24 protein-coding genes are annotated in these 23,712 nt (G+C 64.3%); 12 read left to right on the top strand and 12 right to left on the bottom strand.

Annotated elements, in window-relative coordinates; translation table 11 throughout:
- Window positions 1-53: 53 nt before the first annotated feature.
- The 4 genes from O0880_RS18210 to O0880_RS18195 all read right to left on the bottom strand — a co-directional run bounded on the left by O0880_RS18210 (window position 54) and on the right by O0880_RS18195 (window position 4,882).
- Complete coding sequence (locus O0880_RS18210; RefSeq protein ID WP_289887916.1) at window positions 54-1,112, bottom strand: branched-chain amino acid ABC transporter permease; 1,059 nt, start codon at window positions 1,110-1,112, stop codon at window positions 54-56.
- 92 nt (window positions 1,113-1,204) lie between these two features.
- Window positions 1,205-2,101, bottom strand: a complete 897-nt coding sequence (locus O0880_RS18205; RefSeq protein WP_198044010.1) for a branched-chain amino acid ABC transporter permease — start codon at window positions 2,099-2,101, stop codon at window positions 1,205-1,207.
- Window positions 2,102-2,120: 19 nt separating this feature from the next.
- Window positions 2,121-2,936 carry an ABC transporter ATP-binding protein gene (locus tag O0880_RS18200; RefSeq protein ID WP_071326766.1) on the bottom strand — a complete coding sequence of 272 codons (816 nt, stop codon included), beginning with the start codon at window positions 2,934-2,936 and terminating at the stop codon, window positions 2,121-2,123.
- A 14-nt stretch (window positions 2,937-2,950) separates the two neighbouring features.
- Window positions 2,951-4,882, bottom strand: a complete 1,932-nt coding sequence (locus tag O0880_RS18195; protein ID WP_289887914.1) for an AMP-binding protein — start codon at window positions 4,880-4,882, stop codon at window positions 2,951-2,953.
- A gap of 255 nt (window positions 4,883-5,137) precedes the next feature.
- Here O0880_RS18195 and O0880_RS18190 point away from each other — a divergent pair, with 255 nt between their 5' ends.
- The 7 genes from O0880_RS18190 (at window position 5,138) to O0880_RS18160 (ending at window position 10,800) form a co-directional block, all read left to right on the top strand.
- On the top strand, window positions 5,138-5,761 hold the full coding sequence (locus O0880_RS18190) for a Crp/Fnr family transcriptional regulator (protein WP_227742159.1): 624 nt from the start codon (window positions 5,138-5,140) through the stop codon (window positions 5,759-5,761).
- Window positions 5,748-6,440, top strand: coding sequence for a hypothetical protein (locus O0880_RS18185; RefSeq protein WP_289887913.1), 693 nt, complete (start codon window positions 5,748-5,750; stop codon window positions 6,438-6,440). Before O0880_RS18190 ends, O0880_RS18185 begins: the two co-directional genes overlap by 14 nt.
- 92 nt (window positions 6,441-6,532) lie before the next feature.
- Window positions 6,533-8,344 (top strand): aminopeptidase P family protein, encoded by a 1,812-nt coding sequence (locus tag O0880_RS18180; RefSeq protein ID WP_289887911.1) that lies wholly within the window; start codon window positions 6,533-6,535, stop codon window positions 8,342-8,344.
- On the top strand, window positions 8,344-8,592 hold the full coding sequence (locus tag O0880_RS18175; RefSeq protein WP_071325858.1) for a hypothetical protein: 249 nt from the start codon (window positions 8,344-8,346) through the stop codon (window positions 8,590-8,592). Before O0880_RS18180 ends, O0880_RS18175 begins: the two co-directional genes overlap by 1 nt.
- A gap of 1 nt (window position 8,593) precedes the next feature.
- Window positions 8,594-9,334 carry an MgtC/SapB family protein gene (locus O0880_RS18170; protein WP_071325857.1) on the top strand — a complete coding sequence of 247 codons (741 nt, stop codon included), beginning with the start codon at window positions 8,594-8,596 and terminating at the stop codon, window positions 9,332-9,334.
- 17 nt (window positions 9,335-9,351) lie between these two features.
- Window positions 9,352-9,939: a DUF924 family protein gene (locus O0880_RS18165; protein WP_289887910.1), complete on the top strand. Its 588-nt coding sequence runs from the start codon at window positions 9,352-9,354 to the stop codon at window positions 9,937-9,939.
- A gap of 6 nt (window positions 9,940-9,945) precedes the next feature.
- On the top strand, window positions 9,946-10,800 hold the full coding sequence (locus tag O0880_RS18160) for a Rossmann-like and DUF2520 domain-containing protein (protein WP_289887909.1): 855 nt from the start codon (window positions 9,946-9,948) through the stop codon (window positions 10,798-10,800).
- A 1-nt stretch (window position 10,801) separates the two neighbouring features.
- Here the strand turns inward: O0880_RS18160 and O0880_RS18155 are convergent, their stop codons facing one another.
- Window positions 10,802-12,337 carry a sensor domain-containing diguanylate cyclase gene (locus O0880_RS18155; RefSeq protein ID WP_289887908.1) on the bottom strand — a complete coding sequence of 512 codons (1,536 nt, stop codon included), beginning with the start codon at window positions 12,335-12,337 and terminating at the stop codon, window positions 10,802-10,804.
- Window positions 12,338-12,556: 219 nt separating this feature from the next.
- On the opposite strand from O0880_RS18155, the gene O0880_RS18150 reads away from it, so the two are divergent.
- Window positions 12,557-12,919, top strand: a complete 363-nt coding sequence (locus O0880_RS18150) for a hypothetical protein (protein ID WP_071325853.1) — start codon at window positions 12,557-12,559, stop codon at window positions 12,917-12,919.
- A gap of 153 nt (window positions 12,920-13,072) precedes the next feature.
- Here the strand turns inward: O0880_RS18150 and O0880_RS18145 are convergent, their stop codons facing one another.
- The gene (locus O0880_RS18145; protein ID WP_289887907.1) at window positions 13,073-13,654 is read right to left on the bottom strand and encodes a molybdopterin-dependent oxidoreductase; all 582 of its coding nucleotides are present in this window, start codon (window positions 13,652-13,654) and stop codon (window positions 13,073-13,075) included.
- A gap of 225 nt (window positions 13,655-13,879) precedes the next feature.
- Between O0880_RS18145 and O0880_RS18140 the strand changes: the two genes are divergently transcribed.
- Entirely contained in the window at window positions 13,880-14,461 is a 582-nt protein-coding gene (locus O0880_RS18140) for a porin family protein (protein WP_289887906.1), read from the top strand.
- Window positions 14,462-14,627: 166 nt separating this feature from the next.
- Here the strand turns inward: O0880_RS18140 and ettA are convergent, their stop codons facing one another.
- The gene (ettA, locus tag O0880_RS18135; RefSeq protein ID WP_071325850.1) at window positions 14,628-16,295 is read right to left on the bottom strand and encodes an energy-dependent translational throttle protein EttA; all 1,668 of its coding nucleotides are present in this window, start codon (window positions 16,293-16,295) and stop codon (window positions 14,628-14,630) included.
- A 96-nt stretch (window positions 16,296-16,391) separates the two neighbouring features.
- Complete coding sequence (gene rarD / locus O0880_RS18130) at window positions 16,392-17,276, bottom strand: EamA family transporter RarD (protein ID WP_071325849.1); 885 nt, start codon at window positions 17,274-17,276, stop codon at window positions 16,392-16,394.
- A 237-nt stretch (window positions 17,277-17,513) separates the two neighbouring features.
- On the opposite strand from rarD, the gene O0880_RS18125 reads away from it, so the two are divergent.
- Window positions 17,514-19,391 (top strand): potassium transporter Kup, encoded by a 1,878-nt coding sequence (locus tag O0880_RS18125; protein ID WP_071325848.1) that lies wholly within the window; start codon window positions 17,514-17,516, stop codon window positions 19,389-19,391.
- A 156-nt stretch (window positions 19,392-19,547) separates the two neighbouring features.
- A complete protein-coding gene (locus tag O0880_RS18120; protein WP_289887905.1) occupies window positions 19,548-20,027 on the top strand; it encodes an FKBP-type peptidyl-prolyl cis-trans isomerase in 480 nt (159 codons plus the stop codon).
- Between the two features lie 69 nt (window positions 20,028-20,096).
- Here the strand turns inward: O0880_RS18120 and O0880_RS18115 are convergent, their stop codons facing one another.
- Genes O0880_RS18115 through O0880_RS18105 form a run of 3 tightly spaced genes read right to left on the bottom strand, consistent with a single transcriptional unit; the run spans window position 20,097 to window position 22,226 of the window.
- On the bottom strand, window positions 20,097-20,768 hold the full coding sequence (locus tag O0880_RS18115; RefSeq protein WP_289887904.1) for a diphthine--ammonia ligase: 672 nt from the start codon (window positions 20,766-20,768) through the stop codon (window positions 20,097-20,099).
- Window positions 20,765-21,241, bottom strand: a complete 477-nt coding sequence (locus tag O0880_RS18110) for a GNAT family N-acetyltransferase (protein WP_071325845.1) — start codon at window positions 21,239-21,241, stop codon at window positions 20,765-20,767. The genes O0880_RS18115 and O0880_RS18110 overlap by 4 nt, the downstream gene beginning before the upstream one ends.
- 31 nt (window positions 21,242-21,272) lie before the next feature.
- Window positions 21,273-22,226: a LysR family transcriptional regulator gene (locus O0880_RS18105; RefSeq protein WP_289887902.1), complete on the bottom strand. Its 954-nt coding sequence runs from the start codon at window positions 22,224-22,226 to the stop codon at window positions 21,273-21,275.
- Between the two features lie 79 nt (window positions 22,227-22,305).
- Between O0880_RS18105 and O0880_RS18100 the strand changes: the two genes are divergently transcribed.
- Window positions 22,306-23,139 (top strand): type 1 glutamine amidotransferase domain-containing protein, encoded by an 834-nt coding sequence (locus O0880_RS18100; protein ID WP_289887900.1) that lies wholly within the window; start codon window positions 22,306-22,308, stop codon window positions 23,137-23,139.
- A 59-nt stretch (window positions 23,140-23,198) separates the two neighbouring features.
- Here O0880_RS18100 and O0880_RS18095 read toward each other — a convergent pair whose 3' ends face one another.
- Window positions 23,199-23,624, bottom strand: coding sequence for an organic hydroperoxide resistance protein (locus O0880_RS18095; RefSeq protein WP_071325842.1), 426 nt, complete (start codon window positions 23,622-23,624; stop codon window positions 23,199-23,201).
- Window positions 23,625-23,712: the final 88 nt, after the last annotated feature.

Below are 23,712 nucleotides of genomic sequence, written 5' to 3'. Positions count from 1 at the left end.
TTGTTTTATTTGGTATTCAAGTGAACCGACATCGGACTGCAAGGTACAAATTTCTAATGCGGGAAGGGCCACAGGCGCAGTTTCTCTTTCGCGATCTGCCACAGCCTGGCCAGGCCGTGCGGCTCGACGATCAGGAAGAAGATGATCAGCGCGCCGAACACCATCAGTTCCAGGTTCGAGGCCACGCTGGTGGGCAGCGACAGGCCGTGGGCGACGATGTTCAGGAACACGGGCAGCAGCACGATGAAGGCCGCGCCGAGGAAGGAGCCGAGGATGGAACCGACGCCGCCGATGATGATCATGAACAGGATGCGGAAGGACAGGTCCAGGTTGTACGCTTCCGGCTCCACCGTGCCCAGGTAGGCATACGCATACAGGGCGCCGGCCACGCCGCAATAGAAGGAGCTGACGGCAAACGCCAGCAGCTTGGTGCGCATCAGGCGGAAACCGATCACCTCGGCCGCCATGTCCATGTCGCGCACGGCCATCCACGAGCGTCCCACGTTCGAGCGGATCATGTTCTTGGCCAGCAGGGCCATGACGGCGACGATGGCCAGCACCAGGATGTATTTGCTCTGCGGCGTGTCGAACTGGTAGCCGAGGATGGTCATTTTCTGCACCGTGATCACGCCCGACGAGCTGTAGTTCGTCAGGTAGGGGATCTTGGTCAGGCACCAGACGACGAAGAACTGCGTCGCCAGCGTCGAAGTGGCCAGGTAGAAGCCGCGGATGCGCAGCGAGGGCAGGCCGAAGGCGATGCCGACCATGGCCGCGCACAGGCCGCCCAGGATGAACGACACCAGCAGCGGCAGTCCCGGCAGGCGCGCCATGAAGTTATACGAGGCGAAGGCGCCGACGGCCATGAAGGCGGCCGTGCCCAGCGACAGCTGGCCCGCGTAGCCGGTCAGGATGTTCAGGCCCAGCGCGGCCAGGGCGAAGATCAGGAAGGGAATCATGATCGCCGACAGGATGTAAGGCGTGGCGAAATACGGCAGGAGGAAGACGGCGGCGAGCAGCGTGGCCGTCAGTGCCAGGCGGTCTTGCCGGATCGGGAAGATCTGGTTGTCGGCCTGGTAGCTGGTCTTGAATTGTCCTGCTTCACGGTAAATCATGGCGTGTCCTTTGCTGGCTGTTTTGGCTGTTTTGGCTGTTGTCGGGTTACGCGCCATGCGCTAACCCGACCTACGATACTGTTACGGTGGCGTTATATTCGCCGGATGATCTTCTCGCCGAACAGGCCTTCCGGACGCACCAGCAGGAACAGCAGGGCCAGCACATACGGGAACCAGCCTTCGATGCCGCCGCCGACCATGGGGCCGATGTAGACTTCGGCCAGCTTTTCCGAGGCGCCGATGATCAGGCCGCCGACGATGGCGCCCGGCACCGAGGTAAAGCCGCCGAGGATCAGCACCGGCAGCGCCTTCAGGGCGACGAAGGTGAGGGCGAACTGCACGCCGTTGCGGGCGCCCCACAGCAAGCCTGCCACCAGAGCCACCAGGCCCGCCACGCCCCACACGACGGCCCAGATGCGCTGCAGCGGGATGCCCACGGCCAGCGCCGCCTGGTGGTCGTCGGCGACGGCGCGCAGGGCGCGGCCCACCTTGGTCTTCGAAAACAGCAGGGCCAGGCAAATGACCAGCAGCGCGCAGACGGCGGCCGCCACCATGTCGAACTGCGAGATGTTGATGTCGAAGTGGTCCATCAGGAACTGCATCGGCACGTCCTCGATCGGCAGGTCCAGCTTGTGCACCTGCGAGCCCCACATCAGCTGCGCCAGGCCTTCGATGAAGAAGGTCAGGCCGATGGTGGCCATGAACAGCGTGATTTCGGGCTGGTTGACGAGCGGGCGCAGGACCACCCGTTCGATCGCCATGCCCAGCGCTATCATGGTCACCATCGTCAGCGGGATGGCCAGCCACAGCGACAGGCCGAACTTGTCCATGATGCCGACGCAGGTGAGGGCGGCAAAGAACACCATCGCGCCCTGCGCGAAGTTGAACACGCCCGAGGCCTTGTAGATCAGGACGAAGCCGATCGCCACCAGTGCGTACATGACGCCCGACAGCAGCCCGCCGATCAGCACTTCAAAGAAAAAATTGATATTCATGGCTATTCCTCGTCTAGTGCGCCACGCCGAGATAGGCGTTGATGACATCCTGGTTGCTGCGCACCTCGTCGGGCGTGCCGTCGCCGATCTTCTTGCCGTAGTCGAGCACCACCACGCGGTCGGAGATATCCATCACCACGCCCATGTCGTGCTCGATCAGCACGATGGTCGTACCCAGCTGGTCGTTGACGTCGAGGATGAAGCGGCACATGTCCTGTTTTTCTTCCACGTTCATGCCGGCCATCGGTTCATCGAGCAGCAGGATTTCCGGCTCGGCCACCAGCGCGCGGCCCAGTTCCACGCGCTTTTGCAGGCCGTACGGCAATCGTCCCACGGGCGTCTTGCGGATCGCCTGGATTTCCAGGAAGTCGATGATTTCCTCGGCCTTCTTGCGGTGCTCGATTTCCTCGCGCCGCGCCGGTCCCCAGTACAGGGCCTGCAGCAGGAAGTTCGACTTCATCTTCAGGTTACGTCCCGTCATGATGTTGTCGAGCACCGTCATGCCCTTGAACAGGGCGATGTTCTGGAAGGTGCGCGCGATGCCGGACTTGGCGGCCTGGTAGCAATCCATGCCGCGCCGGTGTTCGCCGCGGTAGATGATCTCGCCCTGCTGCGGGCGGTACACGCCGTTGATCACGTTGAGCATCGAGCTTTTGCCGGCGCCGTTCGGGCCGATGATGGCGCGGATTTCATGCTGCCTGACGTCGAAGGAAATGTCGGTCAGCGCCTTCACGCCGCCGAACGACAGCGAGATATTCTTCAGGTCCAGGATCACGGGGCCGGTCTTGCGGGCCGTGCCGAAATGGACATCGGGTTCGTTCATTTGCATCGTGCTGTGCTCCATCATGCGGCCGCGCCCAGGGCCGGATACGTTTTGCTGTCCCAGATCTGCAGGTCGGCGCTGGTCGAACCGGTGCGGCCATCCTCGAATTTCACCTGGGTCTCGATGTATTGCGTCGCCTTGCCCTCATACAGGGCAGAGATCAGCACCGCGTATTTTTCGGCGATGAATTTGCGGCGCACCTTGCGCGTGCGGGTCAGCTCGTCGTCGTCCGGATCGAGTTCCTTGTGCAGCACCAGGAAGCGGTGCACCTGCGTGCGGTCCATCAGCGGGTCGGCCGCCAGTTCGGCGTTGACTTGCTCGATGCAGTTGCGGATCAGGCCATACGTCTCGGCGCGGGCCGCCAGGTCGGTGTAGCCGGAATAGGCGATGCCGCGCCGCTCGGACCAGTTGCCGACAGCTTCGATGTCGATGTTGATGAAGGCGCAGACCTGGTCGCGCGCATGGCCGAAGGCCACCACTTCCTTGATGAAGGGGAAGAACTTGAGCTTGTTTTCGATGTAGTTCGGCGCGAAGATGGCGCCGCAGTTCATCTTGCCCACGTCGGCCGCGCGGTCGATGATTTTCAGGTGGCCTTCGCTGTCGAAGACGCCCGCGTCGCCCGTGTGGAAATAGCCGTCCGCGTCGATCACTTCGCTCGTCGCGTCGGGGCGCTTGAAGTAGCCGCTCATGGTCGCCTGCGACTTGACAAGCACTTCGCCGTTGTGCGCCAGTTTCACTTCCACGCCCGGCGCCGGCAGGCCGACGCTGTCGAACTTGATATTGCCGTCCGGTTGCAAGCATACATAGGCGCAGGTTTCGGTGGAACCGTACAATTGCTTGAGGTTGACGCCGATCGAGCGGTAGAAGCGGAACAGGTCGGGGCCGATGGCGGCGCCGGCCGTGTAGGCGACGCGCACGCGCGTCAGTCCCAGCACGTTTTTCAGGGGGCCGTAGACGAGGATGTCGCCCAGTTGATAACTGAGGCGGTCGGCCAGCGAGACTGGCTTGCCATCCAAAATCTGCGCGCCGCAGCGCTTGGCCACGTCCATGAAGTGGCTGAACATGCGGCGCTTGATGGCGCTCGCATCTTCCATGCGTATCATCACGCTGGTGAGCATGTTCTCGAACACGCGCGGCGGCGCGAAATAGCAGGTGGGGCCGATTTCGCGCATGTCGATCATCACCGTGTCGCCCGATTCGGGGCAGTTGACGGTGAAGCCGGCCACCATGGCCTGCGCCAGCGAGAACAGGCAGTCGCCGACCCAGGCCATGGGCAGGTAGGACAGGATGTCTTCGTTGTCGGTGAGCTGGTCGAAGGCCACGCCGCCTTCGCCGGCGGCCAGCAGCGCCGTGTGGCTCTGGCATACGCCCTTGGGTTTGCCCGTGGTGCCCGAGGTGTACAGGATGACGGCCGAGTCGCTGCCACGGCCTGCCTCCACGGATGCCTCGTAAAAGCCCGGATGTTCGCGGTCGTAGACCCGCCCCAGCGCCTGCAGGCCGGCAAAGGAAATGAGTTCGGGCTGGCGGTAGTGGCGCATGCCCCGTTCATCGTCGTAGGCGATGTGGGCCACGTGCGGATACAGTGCCTGGAGTTCGAGCAGCTTGTCGACCTGCTCCTGGTCTTCGACGATGGCGTAGCGGATTTCCGCATCCTGCAGCACGTAGGCCATGTCGGCGGCCGGCGCGTCCTGATACAGTGGCACCGGTACGCCGCCCAGGCTCTGCGCGGCCAGCATGGCCCAGTAGAGGCGGGGACGGTTGTCGCCGATGATGGCCAGGTTCATGCCGCGCTGGAAGCCGATGGCGGCCAGGCCGCAGGCCAGCGCGCGCACCTCGTCGTTGACTTCCAGCCAGGTCCAGGTTTGCCAGATGCCCAGGTGTTTTTCGCGAAATGCGGGCTTGTCGGATCGTACCGTCCCGTGTTGCAATAAGCGCCGCGGAAAAGTCGGCATTGTTGCTGTGGTATGCGTTTGCACCAGTGTCTCCCTGTTGCTTGTCTCAGGCCCCACCTCGTTGGATGGCGCTCTGTGTTTTTTATGTGTAAGGCGTTTGTGCAATGATAGTAGCTTGCGTTAGTTTGCCAAGTTGTCTTTTCGGGGACATTTACCCACTTTTCGATGGTGCATCGCACAATGACCAATCCTGATATCAGCCTCAAGGATGCCGTGCGCGCGGCCAACTGGGCGCAGCTGCTCGATCCCGTGCAAATGGCCCGGGTCGAGGCGGATGTGTTTGAAACCTTCGTGCCGAAAGGCGGCTTTGTGTGCCGCAAGGGCGAACCGGTGGACAACTGGATCGGCGTCATCAGCGGCATGGTCAAGATGAATAATTTTTCCGCTTCCGGCAAGGCCATGACCTTCATCGGCGTGCCGCCCGGCAGCTGGTTCGGCGAAGGTTCGCTGCTGAAAAACGAGATCCGCAAATACGACACCATGGCCCTGCGCGACACGCGCGTGGCGCGCCTGCCCGGCGCCACCTTCCACTGGCTGCTGGAAACGAGCCTGCCATTTACGCGCTTTTTGCTGATGCAGCTGAACGAGCGCCTGGGACAGTTCATCGGCATGGTGGAAAACGAGCGCCTGCTCGACCTGAACACGCGCGTGGCACGCTGCCTGGCGTCGATGTTCAATTCGCACCTGTACCCGGGCGTGGAGACGCTGGTGCAGCTGTCGCAGGAGGAGATCGGCCTGTTGTCCGGCTCCTCGCGCCAGCGCGCCAACCAGGCCTTGCAGGTGCTGGAAAAGAAAGGCTTGCTGCGCCTCGATTACGGCGGCATCCGCGTGCTGGACCTGGAAGGCTTGCGCCGCTACGAGGCCGATGATGGAGAGTGATGTGTCGATGGACGAAATGAAGCGCCTGACCGAGCAGCACTACCAGTCGTTCCTGCAGGCGCGCCTGGCCGGCGCCAAGGCGCTGGCGCGGCTGGACGCGGCCATGCGGGCGCGCCACGCCCTGCTGCCGATGCCGCTGACCCTGCGCGAACTGGCCTTGCTGCCGCAGCTGTGCGATGCCTCGCTGCTGGCGCTGGCCCGCTCGCCGCATTGCGGGCACTGGAGCCGCGACGACATCGGCGCAGACGATCCCGCGCAAGTGCTGGCCGATGACGTCGCGTATGCGGAGTTTTCGCGCGCCATCCTGGAGGAAGCGGCGCGGCACCTCGACGCCATCCATGCCGGCCAGCTGCCGTATGTTGCCGACGCGGCCTTTGCCACGGCCGATTCCGGCGTGCTGGCGCGCGCCGCGCGTGTGGCGTCCTACCGCGATGAGGGTTGGTTTGCGCCCGTCATCGCCACCTTGCTGCCGCAGGCATGCGTGGCGCCCGGCACGGCCAGGAGCGCGCCATCGCAGTCGCTGGCCATGGCCCTGGGCCATGGCGTGGAAACCATCCCCACGCCGGCAAGCGTGGAAGCCCTGCGCACGGCGCTGGCGCAGGTGCGTCACGCGGGCATACGCAAAAAACTTGAGCGCAATCTGAAGCCGGCGGAAAAAGCCCTGGCCAGACGCGCATAGCCAGGGCCGGGAAGGCGCTCGCCATGCGCAGTGCCTTACCCGGGCTAATCGGGGTATCATAGGCGCTTCCCAGCACCGCTCTTTTCGTCCCCATGCAGACACCTGACCAAGCCACTCCCGCCTCCCGTTTGTCGCAACTGCGCGGCGCCATGCGCGCGCAGAACATCGACGCCTGCATCGTGCCGTCGGCCGACCCGCATTTGTCCGAGTACCTGCCGGCCCGCTGGCAGGGCCGCGAGTGGCTGTCGGGCTTTACGGGGTCCGTCGGCACCCTGGTCGTCACGCAGGAGTTTGCCGGCGTGTGGACCGATGGCCGCTATTGGGAGCAGGCGGAGACGGAACTGGCCGGCAGCGGCATCGTCCTGAAGAAAATCCCGTCCGGCGCCAGCGTGCTGTATATCGACTGGCTGGGCGAGACCATGCTGCCGGGGCAGACGGTGGCCGTCGATGGCGCCGTGCTGGGCCTGGCCAATGCGCGCCTGCTGCAACAGGCGCTGGGCGCGCACGTGATCCTGCGCACCGATATCGACCTGCTGCAAGCCGTGTGGCCGGGTCGTCCTGCCATGCCCACCGCGCCCGTGTATGAACATGCGGCGGCCTATCCATCGCTGTCGCGCACGGAAAAACTGGCGGCCCTGCGCGCCAGCATGGCCGCGCACGGCGCCAGCCATCATGTGATTTCCACGCTGGACGATATCGCCTACCTGTTCAACCTGCGCGGCGCCGACGTCAACTACAACCCCGTCTTCCTCGCCCACGCGCTGGTGGGGCCGGAACGCGCCACCCTGTTCGTCGCCGACGGCAAGCTGCCGGCGGCCCTGCGCGCCAGCCTGGAAGCGCAGGGCGTGGACGTGGCCGCGTATGAGCGCGCGGGAGCCGCGCTGGCCGCCTTGCCCGCCAGCGCCACCCTGCTGCTCGACCCGCGCCGCATCACGTTCGGCACGCGCCAGGCCGTGCCAGAGCCGGTGCGCGTGGTGGAAGCCATCAATCCCACCACGTTTGCCAAGTCGCGCAAGACGGACGCCGAGGCAGCCCACGTGCGCGCCGCCATGGAGCACGATGGCGCCGCCCTGTGCGAGTTTTTCAGCTGGCTCGATGCCACCCTGGCAAACCCGCAGCGCGCGCCATTGACGGAAATCGGCGTCGACGAGCACCTGACGGCCGCCCGCGCGCGCCGCGCGCATTTCGTCAGCCCCAGTTTCGGCACCATCGCCGGCTTCAATGCGCATGGCGCCATCATGCATTACCACGCCCATGCGGATTCGGCCGCCACCATCGAGGGCGACGGCTTGCTGCTGATCGACTCGGGCGGTCAGTACCTGGGCGGCACCACGGACATCACGCGCGTGGTCCCCGTCGGCAGCATCACGGCAGAGCACAAGCGCGATTTCACGCTGGTCTTGCGCAGCATGATCGCCCTGTCGCGCGCGCAGTTCCCGCGCGGCGTGAAGTCGCCGATGCTCGACGCCATTGCCCGCGCGCCGCTGTGGGCCGAGGGCATCGACTTCGGCCACGGCACGGGCCATGGCGTGGGCTTCTTCCTCAACGTGCACGAGGGGCCGCAGTCGATTTCCCAGTCCGCCATGCCGGAGCCGCAGACGGCCATGGAGCCGGGCATGATCACCTCCGTCGAGCCGGGCATCTACCGCCCCGGCCAATGGGGCATCCGCATCGAGAATCTGGTGCTCAACGTAGCCGCGGGGACGACGCCGTTCGGCGAATTCCTGCGCTTCGAAACATTGACCCTGTGCCCGATCGACACGCGCTGCGTGGAACGTGCGCTGCTGCGCGACGACGAGGCGGCCTGGCTGAACGACTACCACGCCACCGTGCGCGCGCGCCTGTCGCCGCTGTTGTCCGGTGACGCGCTGGCGTGGCTGGAACAGCGCACGGGAGCCATCTGATGCGCTCGACCCGTGCCACCTCCGCCATCGAGCGGCTCAAGGAACGCAGCGGCAACCGCCTGTACACGATGGCGCGCACCGGCGACGAACTGTTCTTCCTCACGGAGGGCCCCGGCTTGCCGCCTCTGTGCCCGCCGCTGGAACTCGACGCCTTTGTCGCCTTCGTCAATGGCCTGGGGCCGCAAAAGGCGCGCCGCGTCAGCAAGCTCGATGTGGCGTTTGAAAAGCAGCTGACAAAAAAACCTTAGCATGCCAACCATCGACTTCCTGCGCGCTTACTGGTCGCCGGCCGAGCTGGCGACGAATGGCGTGATCCTGCTGAACATGCTGGGCGCGCTGCTGCTGGGCTTGCTGGTGGGTTACGAGCGCTCGTATCACGGCCGCGCGGCCGGCATGCGCACTTACAGCCTTGTCTGCATGGCCTCGGCAGCGCTGACGGTGCTGGGCGGCTACCCCGAGTTCTGGTACGGCGGCCATGGCGCCATCGTCGGCAGCGATCCGACGCGCGTCATCCAGGGCATCGTCACGGGCGTGGGTTTCCTCGGCGCCGGCGTCATCATGCGCGAGGGCTTCAACATCAGCGGCCTGACGACGGCCGCCTCGATCTGGGCCTCGTCCGTGATCGGCATCATGGTCGGCATCGGCTTTTATCTGTCGGCCATGGGGCTGGCCTTCCTGTGCGCGATGGCGATGATTTTCCTGTCGAAACTGGAAAACTGGCTGCCGTCGCGCCACGCCGTGGCCATCACCATGCGCTTCAAGCGCGACTTCATTCCGCGCGAGGATGCGCTGCGGCGCATGGCCGCCAAGCGCGGTTACGATATCGCCGGCGGCTCGCTGACCATCGGCAGCACCGACGGCATGCAGGAGTGGCGCTTCGTCGCCATCGCGCATGGCAAGAACACGGGCGCCAGCCTGTCCGCCATGTCGGCCGAACTGGCCGCTTTCGAGGGCATCGCCGGCTTCCAGCTGTCGCATGCCCGCAACTAGGTTGCACGTTGACAAGGATGAGCATGGATACGCAGGCGCAGGCAGTACTCGATTTCTGGTTTTTGCCACCGGACGAGCCCGGCTACGGCCAGGCCCGCGCGGCATGGTTCCGCAAGGATGACGGCTTCGATGCGCAGATACGCGACCGTTTCGGCGCGCTGATCGATGCCGCCATCGATGGCGGCCTGCGCGACTGGGAAGCGACGCCGCACGGCGCGCTGGCGCGCCTCATCGTGCTCGACCAGTTGACGCGCAATGTCTACCGCGGCACGCCGCGCGCGTTTGCCGGCGACCCCCAGGCGCTGGCGCTGGCCGTGTCGATGACGGAGCAGGGGCTTGACCGGCAACTGGCGCCGATGCTGCGCGCCTTTGTGTATCTGCCGTTCGAGCATGCGGAAGACCTGGCCATGCAGGCGCGCGCCGTCGAACTGTTCCAGCTGCTGTCGCAGGCGCAGCCGGGTTTTGACGGCATGCTCGATTATGCCGTGCGCCACCAGGAGGTGATCGCCCGCTTTGGCCGCTTCCCGCACCGTAACGCCATCCTCGGGCGCGCGTCCACGCCGCCAGAGGTGGCATTCCTGCGCCAGCCCGGTTCCAGCTTCTAGGCAGCCATGAACGTGACCCTCAATATCATCGGCGCCGGCCACGTGGGCCGCGTGCTGGGCCGCCTGTTCGCCGGCGTGGACGGCACGCATGGCGGAAACATCCTGGTGCAGGACGTACTGACGCGCTCGATGGCCTCGGCGCAATCGGCCGTCGATTTCATCGGCGCCGGCACGCCCGTCGACCGCTATGCGGCCTTGCGGCATGCCGATGTCACGCTGCTGGCTGTCTCCGACGACCAGATCGGCGCGGCCTGCGCGGCGCTGGTGGCCGAGGGACGCCAGGCGGGCGCCATCGTGTTTCACTGCAGCGGCGCGCTGGCCTCGAACGTGCTGCTGGCGGCCACGCAGGCTGGTGCATCGGTGGCCAGCGCCCACCCGATCCGCAGCTTTGCCGACCCGCAACAGGTGGCCGCCACGTTTGACGGCACATTCTGTGGCGTGGAGGGCGATGCGCTGGCGCTGGCCTTCCTGACGCCAGCCTTGATCGCCATCGGCGCGCGTCCCGTGCCCATCGATCCGGCCGCCAAGACCCTGTACCACGCCGCCGCCGTGTTTGCCAGCAATTACCTGGTGACGGTGCTCGATGCCGCCCTGCGCGCCTACCAGGCGGCCGGCATCCCCGAAGCCGTGGCGCGCGAACTGGCGCAGCCCCTGGTGACGGAAGCGGTGGCCAATGTGTTCCGCCTGGGCGCGGCCCCGGCACTGTCCGGCCCCATCGCGCGCGGCGACCTGGCGACCGTGGCGCGCCAGCAGCAGGCGGTGCAGCAATGGGATGCCGCCACGGGCGAGTTGTACCGGTCTCTGGTGGCGCCCACGCAGGCGCTGGCCCGGCGCAAGCGCGCGCAGTCAATCGGCGAGTGACTCAACTCGCATGGACGCCATTGCGTCCATGCTGTTTCGCCTGGTACAGGGCGCTGTCGGCGCGTGAAAAGAAGGCCGATTCGCTTTCGTCCAGCCGGTATTCGGCCACGCCCAGGCTGATCGTCACGGGCACGTGCGGCGCCGGCATGCCGAAATCGTGGCGTTCGACGGCGGTACGCAGGTTTTCCGCCACTTCCAGCGCCTGCGCCAGGCTGCAATTGTTCAGCAATACCAGGTATTCCTCGCCGCCCCAGCGCGTGATGACGTCGCTTTCGCGCACGGTGGCGCGCGCCACGTCGGCCACGCCGCGAATGACCTTGTCGCCCCACAGGTGGCCGTGGGTATCGTTGACGCGCTTGAAGAAATCGATGTCGAAGAGGATGGCCGACATCGGCTGCGCCTGGCGCCTGGACAGGAGCATGGCGCGCTGGAACAGCAATTCCAGCGACTGGCGGTTCAGCAAGCCGGTCAGCGCATCGGTGGAAGCGATGCGCTCGATGCGGCGCTGGTAGCGGTTCACCGTCAGCAAGGTCAGGACCAGTACCAGCAGGGTGACGCCAAAGCTGATGGCCAGGTTCAGGATGAACACGCGCTGCAGCGACCTGACCTCGTCGCTGACATTCTGCTCGACCACCAGGTACCAGCCCAGTTCGGGAATGAAGCGCGAGTTGACGAGGATTTCCGCGCGCCCCAGCTGGTAGGACAGATGTGTCGGCGCGCTCTGGTGGTTGATGATCTGGTCGGCGATGGCGCTGATGCCGGGCAGGTTGCGGATATTGCCGTGGCCATCGCGCATGCTCTTGCCCGCCAGGACCAGGTTGCCGCTGCCATCGACAAAATAGATATTGCGGTGGAAGCGCGCCTGGTAGCGGTCGATGATGTGGCTCATGGTGGCCAGGGTCAGGCCGATGCCGGTGGCGCCGATGAACTGGCCATGGTAGTCATACACGCGGTGGTTGATGAAGATGGTCATGCTGTCGCGGTTGGCCATGTCGACGTCGACATTCGTTTCATAGTCCGTCTTGTTCATGGCGCGCACGCGGTAGTACCAAATGTCGCGCGTCGCCTGCGGGCTGACGGATTTCAGGGTGCCTTCGGCGTAATAGTATTTGCTGCTCTTGTCGGAGACGAGAAAGCTGGTGATGGCGCCGTACTTCTTCTTGACTTCGGCCAGGTAGCGCACGATCTGCGCCGGATCGCGTTCGCCGGCAAGTATCCAGTCGCGCACGAAGGTGTCGTGCGCCATCAGCGAGGAGATGAAGACGGGGCGCAGCATGTCTTTCTGGATTTCGGAATAGATATTGTCGCCCGTCAAGGGCAGGGTCTGGTCGGCGATGCCGTGTTCGATGGCCTCGCGCGACGCCAGGTAGCTGGCCAGGCTGGTGGCGAGGAAGCCCGCCCCCAGGATCAGGGTCAGGAGCAGCAGCAGGCGGTACTTGATCGACAGAAGGCGCATGGAGACGGGTATGGGGCAGGCCAGGGGCGCGCGGATCTTGGCCCAGACGATAGGGCCGGGGGCAATCTTGACGCAAGCCAAAAGTATGCAGCAGGCCGAGTATTGGCGCAATGATAACTAGATTTATTGGCAATTTACAGCCGGTGGCGCGACAAGATAACCACGATTTACCAAATAAAAGTGCCGATTTGTCGACAAAGATGCAAATTGGCAATAAGATTTGATGAGGGGAATCATCGCGCACCGCCCCTGTCCTGCCGCCCGTTTCCGGCGCAGGGCACCACGCGCAGGGAGTGTTGCATGTTATTTTTAAAGAGTACGTCCGTCAGCAAGGCCCCCGGCATTTATGAAGTCGATATCGCCGCCAAGCCGCCAGGCAAGACCTTCGGCGTGTTCCTCGCCACCGACCCCGACAATCCACCGCATGCCTTGCTGGGACAACTGAAGGCGCTCGGCTACGAAAACACCTACAGTTCGCCCTATCTGCACAAGGACCAGGGCAAGGTGCTGGACCTGCATTTCCAGAAGGATGGCACGGACATCTTCAAGGGCTGGAAGACGGACGAGTGCACGCACAACCTGGCGGCCATCACGGCCCTGTTCGAGGAACACGGCATCGCCATCGCGCCGCGCGTCATGTCGATGGCCGAAGCCTACGCCTAAACGCCTGTCAACACCGACCGCGCGTCGTGATTTGCGGCCGCCGATGCGCTGCCTCGGCGGCCGCGCGCATTCGCACGGCGCCGCTTCTCAGGCCGGCGGGGGCGCCGGGCCTCACCGCCGCTCGCTACGGCCTTGCCTGGCGTTGTAGATAGTTCAAGCCGTCTCCACACCGATGTGATACAGGGCCCACGGGCAACTGGCGAAACGTTCGGCCAGCGGCAGGGCCGCCACGGCCGCGATGCGGTCCGCATCGTGGATGGCCCAGAGCGGCCCCAGGCCGCCGAGCGCCATCGGCTGCCCGTCGAGATGGGTGGCGACAATAAAACGCTGCGCGCGCGCCTGTGCCATGGTCAGCGCCGCCGCATAGCCATCGACGCCGCGCAGCAGCAGGCGCACGGACTCTTCCTCGGGCGCACCGGCCGCCTTCAATACCTCGACCAGTAGCGGTCCGCGCAGGGCGTGTCCCTTGCCGTCATATTCCAGCGTGGGATGGATGGTGCGTGCCGGCAAGTTCGCCAGCGCCGCGAAGTCGAACGCCCGCGCCCGCTCAAAGCTGATTTTTTGCTTGTGCATCATCTGGTCGCGCACGGCGTCGAACGGACCCCGGTTCGGCTTGTCGATGCTGCCCGTCACGGTCAGCAGGGCTGGACCACGCGGGCCGGTGGGGGCTGCCCAGCCAATGGCGGGCAGGGCGGTGGCAGCCAGGGCGGCGGCGAGAAACTGGCGTTTGTGCATGCACCTCTCCTCTTCGTTGAAATTCAATTGTTCTCTTAAGTCTAGCTTAAGTTCGCTCAACGGGGCGCATTTTGTCGTTATTGTCAGTTTGGAATGTTGACTTACATCTTGTCACAGTTCTTACGGAATGGAGAAAGACGTAGCTTTTTTCGGCTGTTATTGTGTATGCATCGCACTTCGCTGAACTGCGAATTCAGGCACCATTCATTAATTGAAAGAGAGAACATGATGAAAAAGAAAATCCTGTTTGCAATGATCGCTTCCATTACCGCACTGACCGGCATGAGCGCCGCGCACGCCGAAGGCGCCTATGTGGGTGCCGGCATCACGGGCAACCGCTATAACTTCGATATTCCTGGCGCCACCAGCGCCGATAATCACAGCGGCTACAAGGCCGGTGCCAAGGTCTTCGCCGGTTACGATTTCGATAAAACCTGGGCGATCGAGGGCGGCTACGCCGATTTCGGCAGCAAGGATTACAGCTATGTCACCAGCGCCGGCAATGGCAAGGTGAAGAGCGATTCGCACGGCTACTACCTGGCCGGCAAGGCCACCATGCCCGTGACGGACAAGGTCGGCGTGTTCGGCAAGCTGGGCGTGGCCAAGGTCAAGAATAGCCTGAGCGGCACCGGCCTGTCGACCGGCATCAGCGGCAATGACAAGACGGGCGTGTACGCTTCCGTCGGTGCGCAGTACGCGATCAACGAGAAAGTCTCGCTGACGGCGGAAGTGGAACACTTCGGCAAGAGCGCCGACCAGGGCCGCAAGGCTACGGGCCTGGCACTGGGCGCCCGCTACAATTTCTAAAAACCGGCTGCGCCGCGCGATTTGACCTGCGATGCGCACTGTGCCTCGGCACAGTTGCGTTTCTCGGCTAGAACTCGTTGCCGCTGGCTACGGTTTTAAGAACTGTGCTGAAAAAAAAGGCAGTTACCGCGAGGTAACTGCCTTTTTGCATGGCCAGACGTAAAACTTAGGTCGTCAAAGGCTTGTAGCGGATACGCTTCGGTTTCGCGCCTTCTTCGCCCAGGCGTTTCTTCTTGTCGGCTTCGTACTCTTGATAGTTGCCGTCAAAGAAGGTGACCTGCGAGTTGCCTTCGAAGGCCAGGATGTGCGTGGCGATACGGTCGAGGAACCAGCGATCATGCGAGATGACCATCACGCTGCCGGCAAATTCCAGCAGAGCATCTTCCAGCGCGCGCAAGGTTTCCACGTCCAGATCGTTCGACGGTTCATCGAGCAGCAGGACGTTGCCGCCCATCAACAACGTCTTGGCCAGGTGCAGACGGCCGCGTTCGCCGCCGGACAGGTTGCCCACGAGTTTCTGCTGGTCCGAGCCCTTGAAGTTGAAGCGGCCCAGGTAGGCGCGCGACGGCATTTCGAAGCGGCCCACGGTCAGCATGTCGGCGCCGCCGGAGACGTCCTCGAACACGGACTTGTTGTCGGCCAGCGAATCGCGGTTCTGGTCGACGATGGAAACGCGCGCCGTCTGGCCGATGGCCACTTCGCCGCTGTCCGGTGTTTCCTTGCCGGTGATCATCTTGAACAGGGTCGATTTACCGGCGCCGTTGGGGCCGATGATGCCGACGATGGCGCCTGGCGGCACGGTAAAGCTCAGGTTATCGATCAGCAGGCGGTCGCCAAACGCTTTCGACACGTTCTTGAACTCGATGACGTCATTGCCCAGGCGTTCGGCCACGGGAATGAAGATTTCCTGCGTTTCGTTGCGTTTCTGGTATTCGTGCTCGGACAGCTCGTTGAAGCGGGCTAGGCGGGCCTTCGACTTGGCCTGGCGCGCTTTCGGGTTCTGGCGCGACCATTCCAATTCCTTCTGCAGCGCCTTCTGGCGCGCCGATTCCGTCGACTCTTCCTGCTTCAGGCGGGCCTGCTTCTGCTCCAGCCAGGTCGAGTAATTGCCCTTCCATGGAATGCCGCTGCCGCGGTCCAGCTCCAGGATCCACTCTGCCGCGTTGTCGAGGAAGTAGCGATCATGGGTGATGGCGACGACGGTGCCCGGGAAGCGCAGCAGGAATTGTTCCAGCCAGTCGACCGATTCCGCATCCAGATGGTTGGTCGGTTCGTCAAGCAGCAGCATGTCCGGTTTCGACAGCAGCAGCTTGCACAGCGCCACGCGGCGTTTTTCACCGCCGGACAGCACGCCGACCTTGGCATCCCATGGCGGCAGGCGCAGCGCGTCGGCGGCCATTTCCAGCTGCAGGTTCAGATTGCCGCCGTCGGACGTCGAAATGATCGCTTCCAGGCGCGCCTGTTCCGTGGCCAGGGCGTCGAAATCGGCGTCTTCCTCGGCGTACGCGGCGTATACGGCTTCCAGCTTGGCTTGCGCTTCAAACACTTCGCCCAGGCCCGATTCGACTTCCTGGCGCACGGTCTTTTCCGGGTCCAGCTGCGGTTCCTGCGGCAGGTAGCCGATGTTCAGGCCCGGCATGGGCACGGCTTCGCCCTGGATGTCGGTGTCGATGCCTGCCATGATCTTCAGCAGCGTCGATTTACCGGAGCCGTTCAGGCCCAGCACGCCGATCTTCGCGCCTGGGAAGAAGGAGAGGGAAATATCTTTCAGAATCTGGCGCTTGGGCGGGACGATTTTGCCCACGCGATTCATGGTGTAGACGTAATTTGCCATTAGAAATCTCGGGTGATATACAAAGACGGACAGGATACGGTAAACGCCAGCTTCCGGCCAGCGCTGCGCGCTGCGGAAACGGGCGCCAGGGCAAGACTAGGCGGCGCTGCGCGCGCGGCGGGCCGTCCACAGGCCCTCGGCCGCATACAGGGCCAGCGCCGTCCAGATGACGAGGAAGCCCAGCATGCGCTCCGGGGTGAACGCTTCGTGGAAGACCCACACGCCGATCAGCAGCTGGCCCGTGGGGGCGATGTATTGCAGCAAGCCCAGCACGGCCAGCGGCAGGCGCCGCGCGCCGGCGGCGAACAGCAGCAGGGGAATGGCCGTGATGGGGCCGGACGCCAGCAGCAGGGCGCGCGTGGCGGACGAATCCGTATTGACGAAGCCGCTCTGGCCATGCCACGCCAGCCACAGCATGTAGGCCAGTGCCAGCGGGAACAAAATCAGGGTTTCGAATGACAAGCCTTCCAGCGCGCCCAGCGACGCCGTCTTGCGCAGCAAGCCATAGCCGCCAAAGGTGGCGGCCAGCAGCAGGGCGATCCACGGCACCTGGCCCGCCTGCCAGGTGAGCCAGGCCACGCCGCAGGCGGCCAGGGCGATGGCCAGCCACTGCAGGCGGCGCAGGCGCTCGTGCAGCAGCAGGAAACCCAGCATGACATTGATCAGCGGCGTGATGAAGTAGCCGAGACTGGCATCGACCACATGGCCATTGTTGACGGCCCAGATATAGATGAACCAGTTGGCCGACAACAGGAAGGCGCTGGCGACGAAGCCGGCCACCACCTTCGGCTGGCCGCGCAGGCTGCCCAGCCAGCTCCACTGGCGGCGCACGGTCAGCACCACGCCGAGGAACAGCAGCGACCAGACCATGCGGTTGGCGAGGATTTCCTGCGGCGCGATGTCGTCGATGGCATGGAAATACAGGGGGAACAGACCCCAGCACAGGAAGGCGAGGGAGGCGTACAGCATGCCAGGATTCATGATGGCGTTCGCTTCAGAGTAGACAGTCTGTCATTATCGCTGAAATTACCTGGGGCTGCCCGGCGCCGCTGGCGAGGCGTAGAATGGCAACAAATCAATGGCCGCCAGCCCGCCCGACCAGGCGCAGCGGTATAAAACAACGACCTTGGGGCAGCCCGGAACCATGCAAAAATACTCTTGCTATTTGCTAATACCTATCATATTGTGCGATGCAACAAAACAAAAACGGGTGCAATCTTGACGTCGCAACATAAAAAAAGCGGCCTGGCCGGCTTGACCTTGGCCGCCGTCGGCATTGTCTACGGCGATATCGGCACCAGTCCGCTGTACACCCTGAAAACCGTGTTTGATCCGGCGCACGGCCTGGCATTGACGCACAACAACTTGCTGGGCATCATCTCGCTGATCTTCTGGGGCCTGACCCTGATCGTCTCGCTCAAGTACGTGACCCTGGTGCTGCGCGCCGACAACCGCGGCGAGGGCGGCATCATGGCGCTGATGGCACTGGTGCTGTCGTCCGTCAGCAAGGTGTCGCGCTGGCACTTCCCGTTGATGGTGATCGGCGTCTTCGGCGCCACCCTGTTCTATGGCGACAGCGTGATCACGCCCGCCATTTCCGTGCTGTCGGCGATCGAGGGCCTGGAAGTGGCCACGCCGGCCCTGAGTTCCTATGTCGTGCCGCTGACAATCGTGGTGCTGGTGGCCCTGTATTCGGTGCAGTCGCACGGCACGGCCGGCATCGGCCGCTATTTCGCGCCCATCATGGTGTTGTGGTTTGCCGCGCTGGCCGGCATGGGCGTGGTCAACATCATCAAGTCGCCGGCCATCCTGGCCGCCCTCAACCCCATGTACGCGGCCAGCTTCCTGCTCGATAACGGTTTCGTCGCGTTTGTCGCGCTGGGCGCCGTGGTGCTGGCGCTGACGGGCGCCGAGGCGCTGTATGCGGACATGGGCCACTTCGGCAAGAAGCCGATCCGCATGGCCTGGTTCCTGATCGCCTTTCCGGCCCTGAGTCTGAATTACCTGGGCCAGGGCGGCCTGCTGCTGGCGCACCCGGAAGCCGTGACGAATCCGTTTTACCAGCAGCTGGGCGCCTGGAGCGTGTATCCGCTGGTGATTCTGTCGACCATGGCCACCGTGATCGCGTCGCAGGCGACCATTTCCGGCACCTTCTCGATGACCAAGCAAGCCATCGCGCTGGGCTTCCTGCCGCGCATGCGCGTGCGCCACACGTCGGAAAGCGAAATTGGCCAGATCTACATTCCCGCCGTGAACTGGCTGCAGCTGTTCGTCGTGCTGCTGGCCGTGGTCGGCTTCGGCTCGTCGGAAAACCTGGCCGCCGCCTACGGCATCGCCGTCACGGCCACCATGCTGTCGACCACCATCCTGACCTTCTTCGTCATCCGCTACCGCTGGAAGATGAATCTGGCGCTGTGCTGGGCCGCCACGGGATTTTTCCTCATCATCGACGTCAATCTGGTGGCGGCGACGGCGCTGAAGCTGTTCCACGGCGGCTGGTTCCCGCTGCTGCTGGGCTCGATCCTCTTCATCGTCATGCTGACCTGGAAGCGGGGCCGCCAGCTGGTGTTCCAGAACCTGGAAAAGCACGCGATTCCGCTCGACGATTTCCTCTCGTCGCTGTTCATCGCGCCGCCGCTGCGCGTGCCCGGCACGGCCATCTTCCTGCGCGGCGAAACGGATGGCGTGCCGCATGCGCTGTTGCACAACTTGCTGCACAACAAGGTTTTGCATGAACGCGTCATCTTCCTCACCGTCTTCATGCACGAGGAGCCGTGGGTGGCGCCGTCCGAGCGCGTGCGCGTGGTGGACCTGGGACACCAGTGCTACCAGGTCAACGTGCATTACGGCTTCAAGGATGAGCCTGACATTCCTGGCGCGCTGGCGCAGTGCGCGGAGCAGGGGCTGGACTTCGAGATGATGGAAACGTCGTTCTTCATCGCCCGCCAGACCATCATTTCCACGCCGGGCGCCGGCATGATGCCGTGGCGCGAGCATTTGTTCGTCACCATGTCGCGCAATGCGCGCACGGCGGCCGACTACTACCAGATCCCGAGCAACCGCGTGATCGAACTCGGTACGCAGGTGGAAATCTAGAGAATGTGGTTAGTGCGTCAATGTTGTATTGACGCACTATCAACCGCCGTGCTTACGTCTGCTTACAAATGGGCCCCACCAGTCCTGTTAAACTCCAGCCCGTACCGCTCCGCACCGTACGGGCGCCAGTCACACTCCAATATTTAAAGGGAAACCATGAAATCGGTATTTCAAATGATCGCCACCCTCGCTTGCGCCGTGGCACTGACCGCCTGTGGCGCCGCTGCCAACACCGAGAAGCCGGTCGTGCTTGACCCGAACACGCAAGTCAAAGAGTTTCTCTTTCCCGATCTGGTGAAAGGCAGCGGCGCGGCAGCGGCAGCGGGCGATACCTTGCAGGTGATTTATACGGGCTGGCTGTATGACGCGAGCAAGCCGGACAGCAAAGGGACCCAGTTCGATACCAACGTAGGTAGCGCCGCTTTCCCGTTTGTCCTCGGCCTGGGCAAGGTAATCCAGGGCTGGGAGCGCGGCATCGTCGGCATGCAGGTGGGCGGCACGCGCCGCTTGGTGATTCCATCTGACCTCGGCTATGGCGCCATCGGCAGCCGCAACAAGGCGGGCGTGCTGGTGGTGCCGCCTTACGCCGGCTTGGTGTTCGAGGTCACGCTGACGGACTTGGCGAAGGCCAAGTAAGCCACGCGCAGGGCCATGACAGAGAAGGGCGATTCCACGGAATCGCCCTTTTGCGTTGGGGGACCCGCTTCAGGCCGGCGCCAGCTCCTGGAAGTAATACGTGGCGCCGCCCAGATTGGCCGGCGCGTCATACTGCAGCACCTGTGCGCGGCGCAGGGCCACGGGTGCGCTGAAGGCGGGGCCATCGTAGACGAAGGTGTGGAATTCGCCGTTTTCGCCGCAGGCGTCGACGCCGGGCGGCAGGTCGGCCAGGAAGGCGGCGTCGAACTCGCGCCCGCAAAACTCGCGCGGCAGGTGCTGGCCATTGATGCAGACGACGATGGCCTTGAAGCCGGCGGCGAGAAATTCGTCGACCAGCGCGCGCCGCTCTTCGCCCCACAGCGGCAGGTGCGCCGTCAAGCCGGCTGCGGCGCAGACTTTTTCTTCCCAGTCGCGGTGCGGCTGCAGGTCGATGTCGCCAAACAGGGCGTGGGCGATGCCATCGTCCTTTGCCGCGCGCAGCATGGCGATGAACTTCTCTTCATAACTGGCCCAGCTGGCGTGATAGCGCTGCAGGCGCGCGCCCAGGCTGGCCGCCTGCGCCTCGAGCAGCGCCGGCGGCACGCCGTGCGAGCGCGACTTGCGTCCATCCTCATCCATGGCCGTGACGAACAGCGGCACGGCCATGCCGCTGTTGCGCGCGCGCCACAGGGCCAGGCAGGAATCCTTGCCGCCGCTCCAGGAGATGAGGGCCGTCGTCATGCCGTCGTGTCCTGCGCCACGGGGCGCAGCATGTCGACGTGCTGTATGCCGTCTTCATCGTACGGCGCGCTGACGGTGACAAAGCCGAACGACTGGTAGAAGCGCTCCAGGTAGTGCTGGGCGCCGATGCGGATGGCGTGGCCGGGATGCTGGCGTTCCGCGCGCGCGATGCCTTCGACCAGCAGCTGCCTGCCGGCGCCCGTGCTGCGCGCCTCGGGCGCCGTCAGCACGCGGCCCAGCGACATTTCCACGTATTTGGCGCCCGGCGCCAGCACGCGCAGATAGGCGGCCAGCACCGGCTGGCCATCGACGTCGTGCCAGCCCAGCAGATGCATGGCCCGCTGGTCATGCCCGTCGAGGTCCGGGTAGATGCACTGCTGCTCGATGACGAACACGCGCTGGCGCAAGGCCAGCACCTGGTACAAGTCGTGGGGGCCGAGTGCGTCGAACGTCGTCCATTGCCAGCTGATCATGGGTCATCCTTCAATTATCGTGGCCGTGATTTTACCGGCTTCCCGCCTCCGGCGTGGGATAGCGCTGCGCATACCATTGCTTCAGGTGCTCGATGCAGCGCGTCACGCGCGGCGCCACCAGCTGGCGCGACGGATAGATGGCGAACAGCGCCAGGCTGGGGCGTTCCACTTCGGGGAACAGTTCGACCAGGGCGCCGCTGGCCAGCGCTTCGCGGCAGACAAAGGTGGGCAGGATGCCGATGCCCAGGCCGCGCAGGATCAGGCTGCGCATGAACAGCGTGTTATTCGTGCGCACCCAGTTCGGCACTTCGATGTCGCTGTGCGGTCCCGCATGGCGCAGCGGCCAGCGGTTGCCGAACAGGGCGTGGCTGTAGATGAAGCAGCGCTGGCGCGTCAGTTCCGTCGGCGCCAGCAGGGGGCCGTGGCGTTCCAGGTAGGCCGGCGCGCAACAGATATGCAGGCGGTAGTCGTGGATGTGGCGCGCCACATAGCTCGAATCGGTGAGCGCCGTGGTGACGCGAAACCCCAGGTCGTAGTTGGCGGCCGCCAGGTCCACGTATTCATCCTTCAGGTCGACGTCGAGGCGCAGCGCGGGCCAGTCGGCCATGAAATCGGCCAGGCCCTCGGCCAGTTCGCCCACGCCCAGCGACAGCGGGGCATTGATGCGCAATCGACCCGTCACGTGCGCCGTCGAATGGGCCACCATGTCCTCGGCCTGCGCCAGCTCGTCGAGCAGCTTGCGGCAGTGCTCGAGGTAGGCGGCGCCCGTTTCCGTCAGGGCCAGCTGGCGCGTGGTGCGCGTCATCAGGCGCCCGCCCAGCTCCTGCTCCAGCTGGCCGATGCGCCGGCTCACATACGAGGCCGACAGGTCCAGCTCGTCGGCCGCGCGGCGAAAGCTGCCCAGCTCGGCCACGCGGCGAAACAGTTGCATCGCCTGCAATTTATCCATCTCGCTCCCCTTCGTCCATTCGGTCGTATTGCGCATCAGTGTGCTGCATTATTGATCATTTTTTTATATTTTGATTGGCAATATGCTGGTGACCTCTCGACAGAAAGGCCACACCATGAAAAAACTACTGCTCGGCAGCCTGCTGCTCGCCGCCTTTTCCAGCGTCCAGGCGGCCGACGTCCTCGTCGTGCTGTCCGATGCGAACCATCTCGACTTGCGCGACGGCAAGGTGTTCCAGACGGGTTTTTATCTGAATGAATTGATGCAGCCCGTGAAAAAGCTGCTCGACGCGGGCCATACGGTGACGTTCGCCACGCCGCAAGGCAAGGCGCCCACGCTCGACGCCAGCTCCGATACGGCCGACTATTTTGGCGGCGACGGGGCCGCGCATGCGGCGCACAAGGCCTTGCTGGAGCAGCTGGCGCTGACCGTGCCTGGCCGCTCGCCCGTCATCAGCCTGAAAAGGGTGGCGCAGATCGGCTATGGCCACTACGCGGCCGTGCTGGTGCCGGGCGGCCACGCGCCGATGCAGGATTTATTGAAGGATGCCAGCCTGGGCGCCCTGCTGCGCCAGTTCCACGCGGATGGCAAGCCGACGGCCCTGCTGTGCCATGGCCCCATCGCCCTGCTGTCGGCCCTGCCGCAGGCGGCGGCGTTCACGGCGGCGCTGGAAGCGGGCCAGACACCCGCCAGGCCCGCCGGCTGGATCTACGGCGGCTACCGCATGACGGTGATCAGCAATCAGGAAGAGGCGGCGGCGCAGGGCGCGTTGCAAGGCGGGACGATGAAGTTTTATCCGCAGTCGGGCTTGCAGGCGGCCGGCGCGCAGTATGTGTCGAACCAGGCGCCGTGGGCCAGCCACGTGGTGGTCGACCGCGAGCTGATCACGGGGCAGAATCCGGCCTCCGCGCCAGCCCTGGCGGAGCGGCTGCTGCAGGCGCTGCGCTGACAAAAATCCCCGGCGGCGCCTGGGGGCGCGGCCGGGGATGTGCCCCCAGGCGGCGGGGATTACACGAGCGTCAGGGTGACGTCGATGTTGCCGCGCGTGGCGTTCGAGTAAGGGCAGACGATGTGGGCGGCGGCGACCAGCGCTTCGGCGGCGGCGCGCTCCATGCCCGGCAGCGCGATCTTCAGTTCCACTTCGATGCCGAAGCCCGTCTCGATGGCGCCGATGCCGACGTGGCCTTCGATGGCCAGGTCTGCCGGCAGGGCGATCTTGTCGCGGCCGGCGACGAATTTCATGGCGCCGATGAAGCAGGCCGAGTAGCCGGCGGCGAACAGTTGTTCCGGATTGGTGCCGACGGCGCCATTGCCGCCCAATTCCTTCGGCGTGGTCAGTTTCACGTCCAGCACATTGTCGGACGAGATGGCGCGGCCTTCGCGGCCTCCGGTGGCGGTGGCGACAGCGCGGTACAGGACTTGTTTGATCGACATGATGGTTTTCCTCGTATGATTTAAATAGTTGACGACTAAATAGTGTGCTACTTGTTTCATGGGCCTGCACGTCTGCAAAAACTGTTCA

The sequence above is a fragment of the Janthinobacterium sp. SUN118 genome, assembly GCF_030397695.1.
Classification (GTDB): domain Bacteria; phylum Pseudomonadota; class Gammaproteobacteria; order Burkholderiales; family Burkholderiaceae_D; genus Janthinobacterium.
The sequence above is the reverse complement of the archived record's forward strand: the minus strand, read 5'-3'. Positions and strand labels throughout refer to the sequence as shown.

Excerpts from the sequence above, each read along its gene's own strand:
- O0880_RS18210 (WP_289887916.1), bottom strand. The coding sequence starts at position 1,112 with ATGATTTACCGTGAAGCAGGACAATTCAAGACCAGCTACCAGGCCGAC.
- O0880_RS18200 (WP_071326766.1), bottom strand. The coding sequence starts at position 2,936 with ATGCAAATGAACGAACCCGATGTCCATTTCGGCACGGCCCGCAAGACC.
- O0880_RS18195 (WP_289887914.1), bottom strand. The coding sequence starts at position 4,882 with ATGCCGACTTTTCCGCGGCGCTTATTGCAACACGGGACGGTACGATCC.
- O0880_RS18190 (WP_227742159.1), top strand. The coding sequence starts at position 5,138 with ATGGCCCGGGTCGAGGCGGATGTGTTTGAAACCTTCGTGCCGAAAGGC.
- O0880_RS18185 (WP_289887913.1), top strand. The coding sequence starts at position 5,748 with ATGATGGAGAGTGATGTGTCGATGGACGAAATGAAGCGCCTGACCGAG.
- O0880_RS18180 (WP_289887911.1), top strand. The coding sequence starts at position 6,533 with ATGCAGACACCTGACCAAGCCACTCCCGCCTCCCGTTTGTCGCAACTG.
- O0880_RS18175 (WP_071325858.1), top strand. The coding sequence starts at position 8,344 with ATGCGCTCGACCCGTGCCACCTCCGCCATCGAGCGGCTCAAGGAACGC.
- O0880_RS18170 (WP_071325857.1), top strand. The coding sequence starts at position 8,594 with ATGCCAACCATCGACTTCCTGCGCGCTTACTGGTCGCCGGCCGAGCTG.
- O0880_RS18165 (WP_289887910.1), top strand. The coding sequence starts at position 9,352 with ATGAGCATGGATACGCAGGCGCAGGCAGTACTCGATTTCTGGTTTTTG.
- O0880_RS18160 (WP_289887909.1), top strand. The coding sequence starts at position 9,946 with ATGAACGTGACCCTCAATATCATCGGCGCCGGCCACGTGGGCCGCGTG.
- O0880_RS18150 (WP_071325853.1), top strand. The coding sequence starts at position 12,557 with ATGTTATTTTTAAAGAGTACGTCCGTCAGCAAGGCCCCCGGCATTTAT.
- O0880_RS18145 (WP_289887907.1), bottom strand. The coding sequence starts at position 13,654 with ATGCACAAACGCCAGTTTCTCGCCGCCGCCCTGGCTGCCACCGCCCTG.
- O0880_RS18140 (WP_289887906.1), top strand. The coding sequence starts at position 13,880 with ATGATGAAAAAGAAAATCCTGTTTGCAATGATCGCTTCCATTACCGCA.
- ettA (WP_071325850.1), bottom strand. The coding sequence starts at position 16,295 with ATGGCAAATTACGTCTACACCATGAATCGCGTGGGCAAAATCGTCCCG.
- rarD (WP_071325849.1), bottom strand. The coding sequence starts at position 17,276 with ATGAATCCTGGCATGCTGTACGCCTCCCTCGCCTTCCTGTGCTGGGGT.
- O0880_RS18120 (WP_289887905.1), top strand. The coding sequence starts at position 19,548 with ATGAAATCGGTATTTCAAATGATCGCCACCCTCGCTTGCGCCGTGGCA.
- O0880_RS18115 (WP_289887904.1), bottom strand. The coding sequence starts at position 20,768 with ATGACGACGGCCCTCATCTCCTGGAGCGGCGGCAAGGATTCCTGCCTG.
- O0880_RS18110 (WP_071325845.1), bottom strand. The coding sequence starts at position 21,241 with ATGATCAGCTGGCAATGGACGACGTTCGACGCACTCGGCCCCCACGAC.
- O0880_RS18105 (WP_289887902.1), bottom strand. The coding sequence starts at position 22,226 with ATGCGCAATACGACCGAATGGACGAAGGGGAGCGAGATGGATAAATTG.
- O0880_RS18100 (WP_289887900.1), top strand. The coding sequence starts at position 22,306 with ATGAAAAAACTACTGCTCGGCAGCCTGCTGCTCGCCGCCTTTTCCAGC.
- O0880_RS18095 (WP_071325842.1), bottom strand. The coding sequence starts at position 23,624 with ATGTCGATCAAACAAGTCCTGTACCGCGCTGTCGCCACCGCCACCGGA.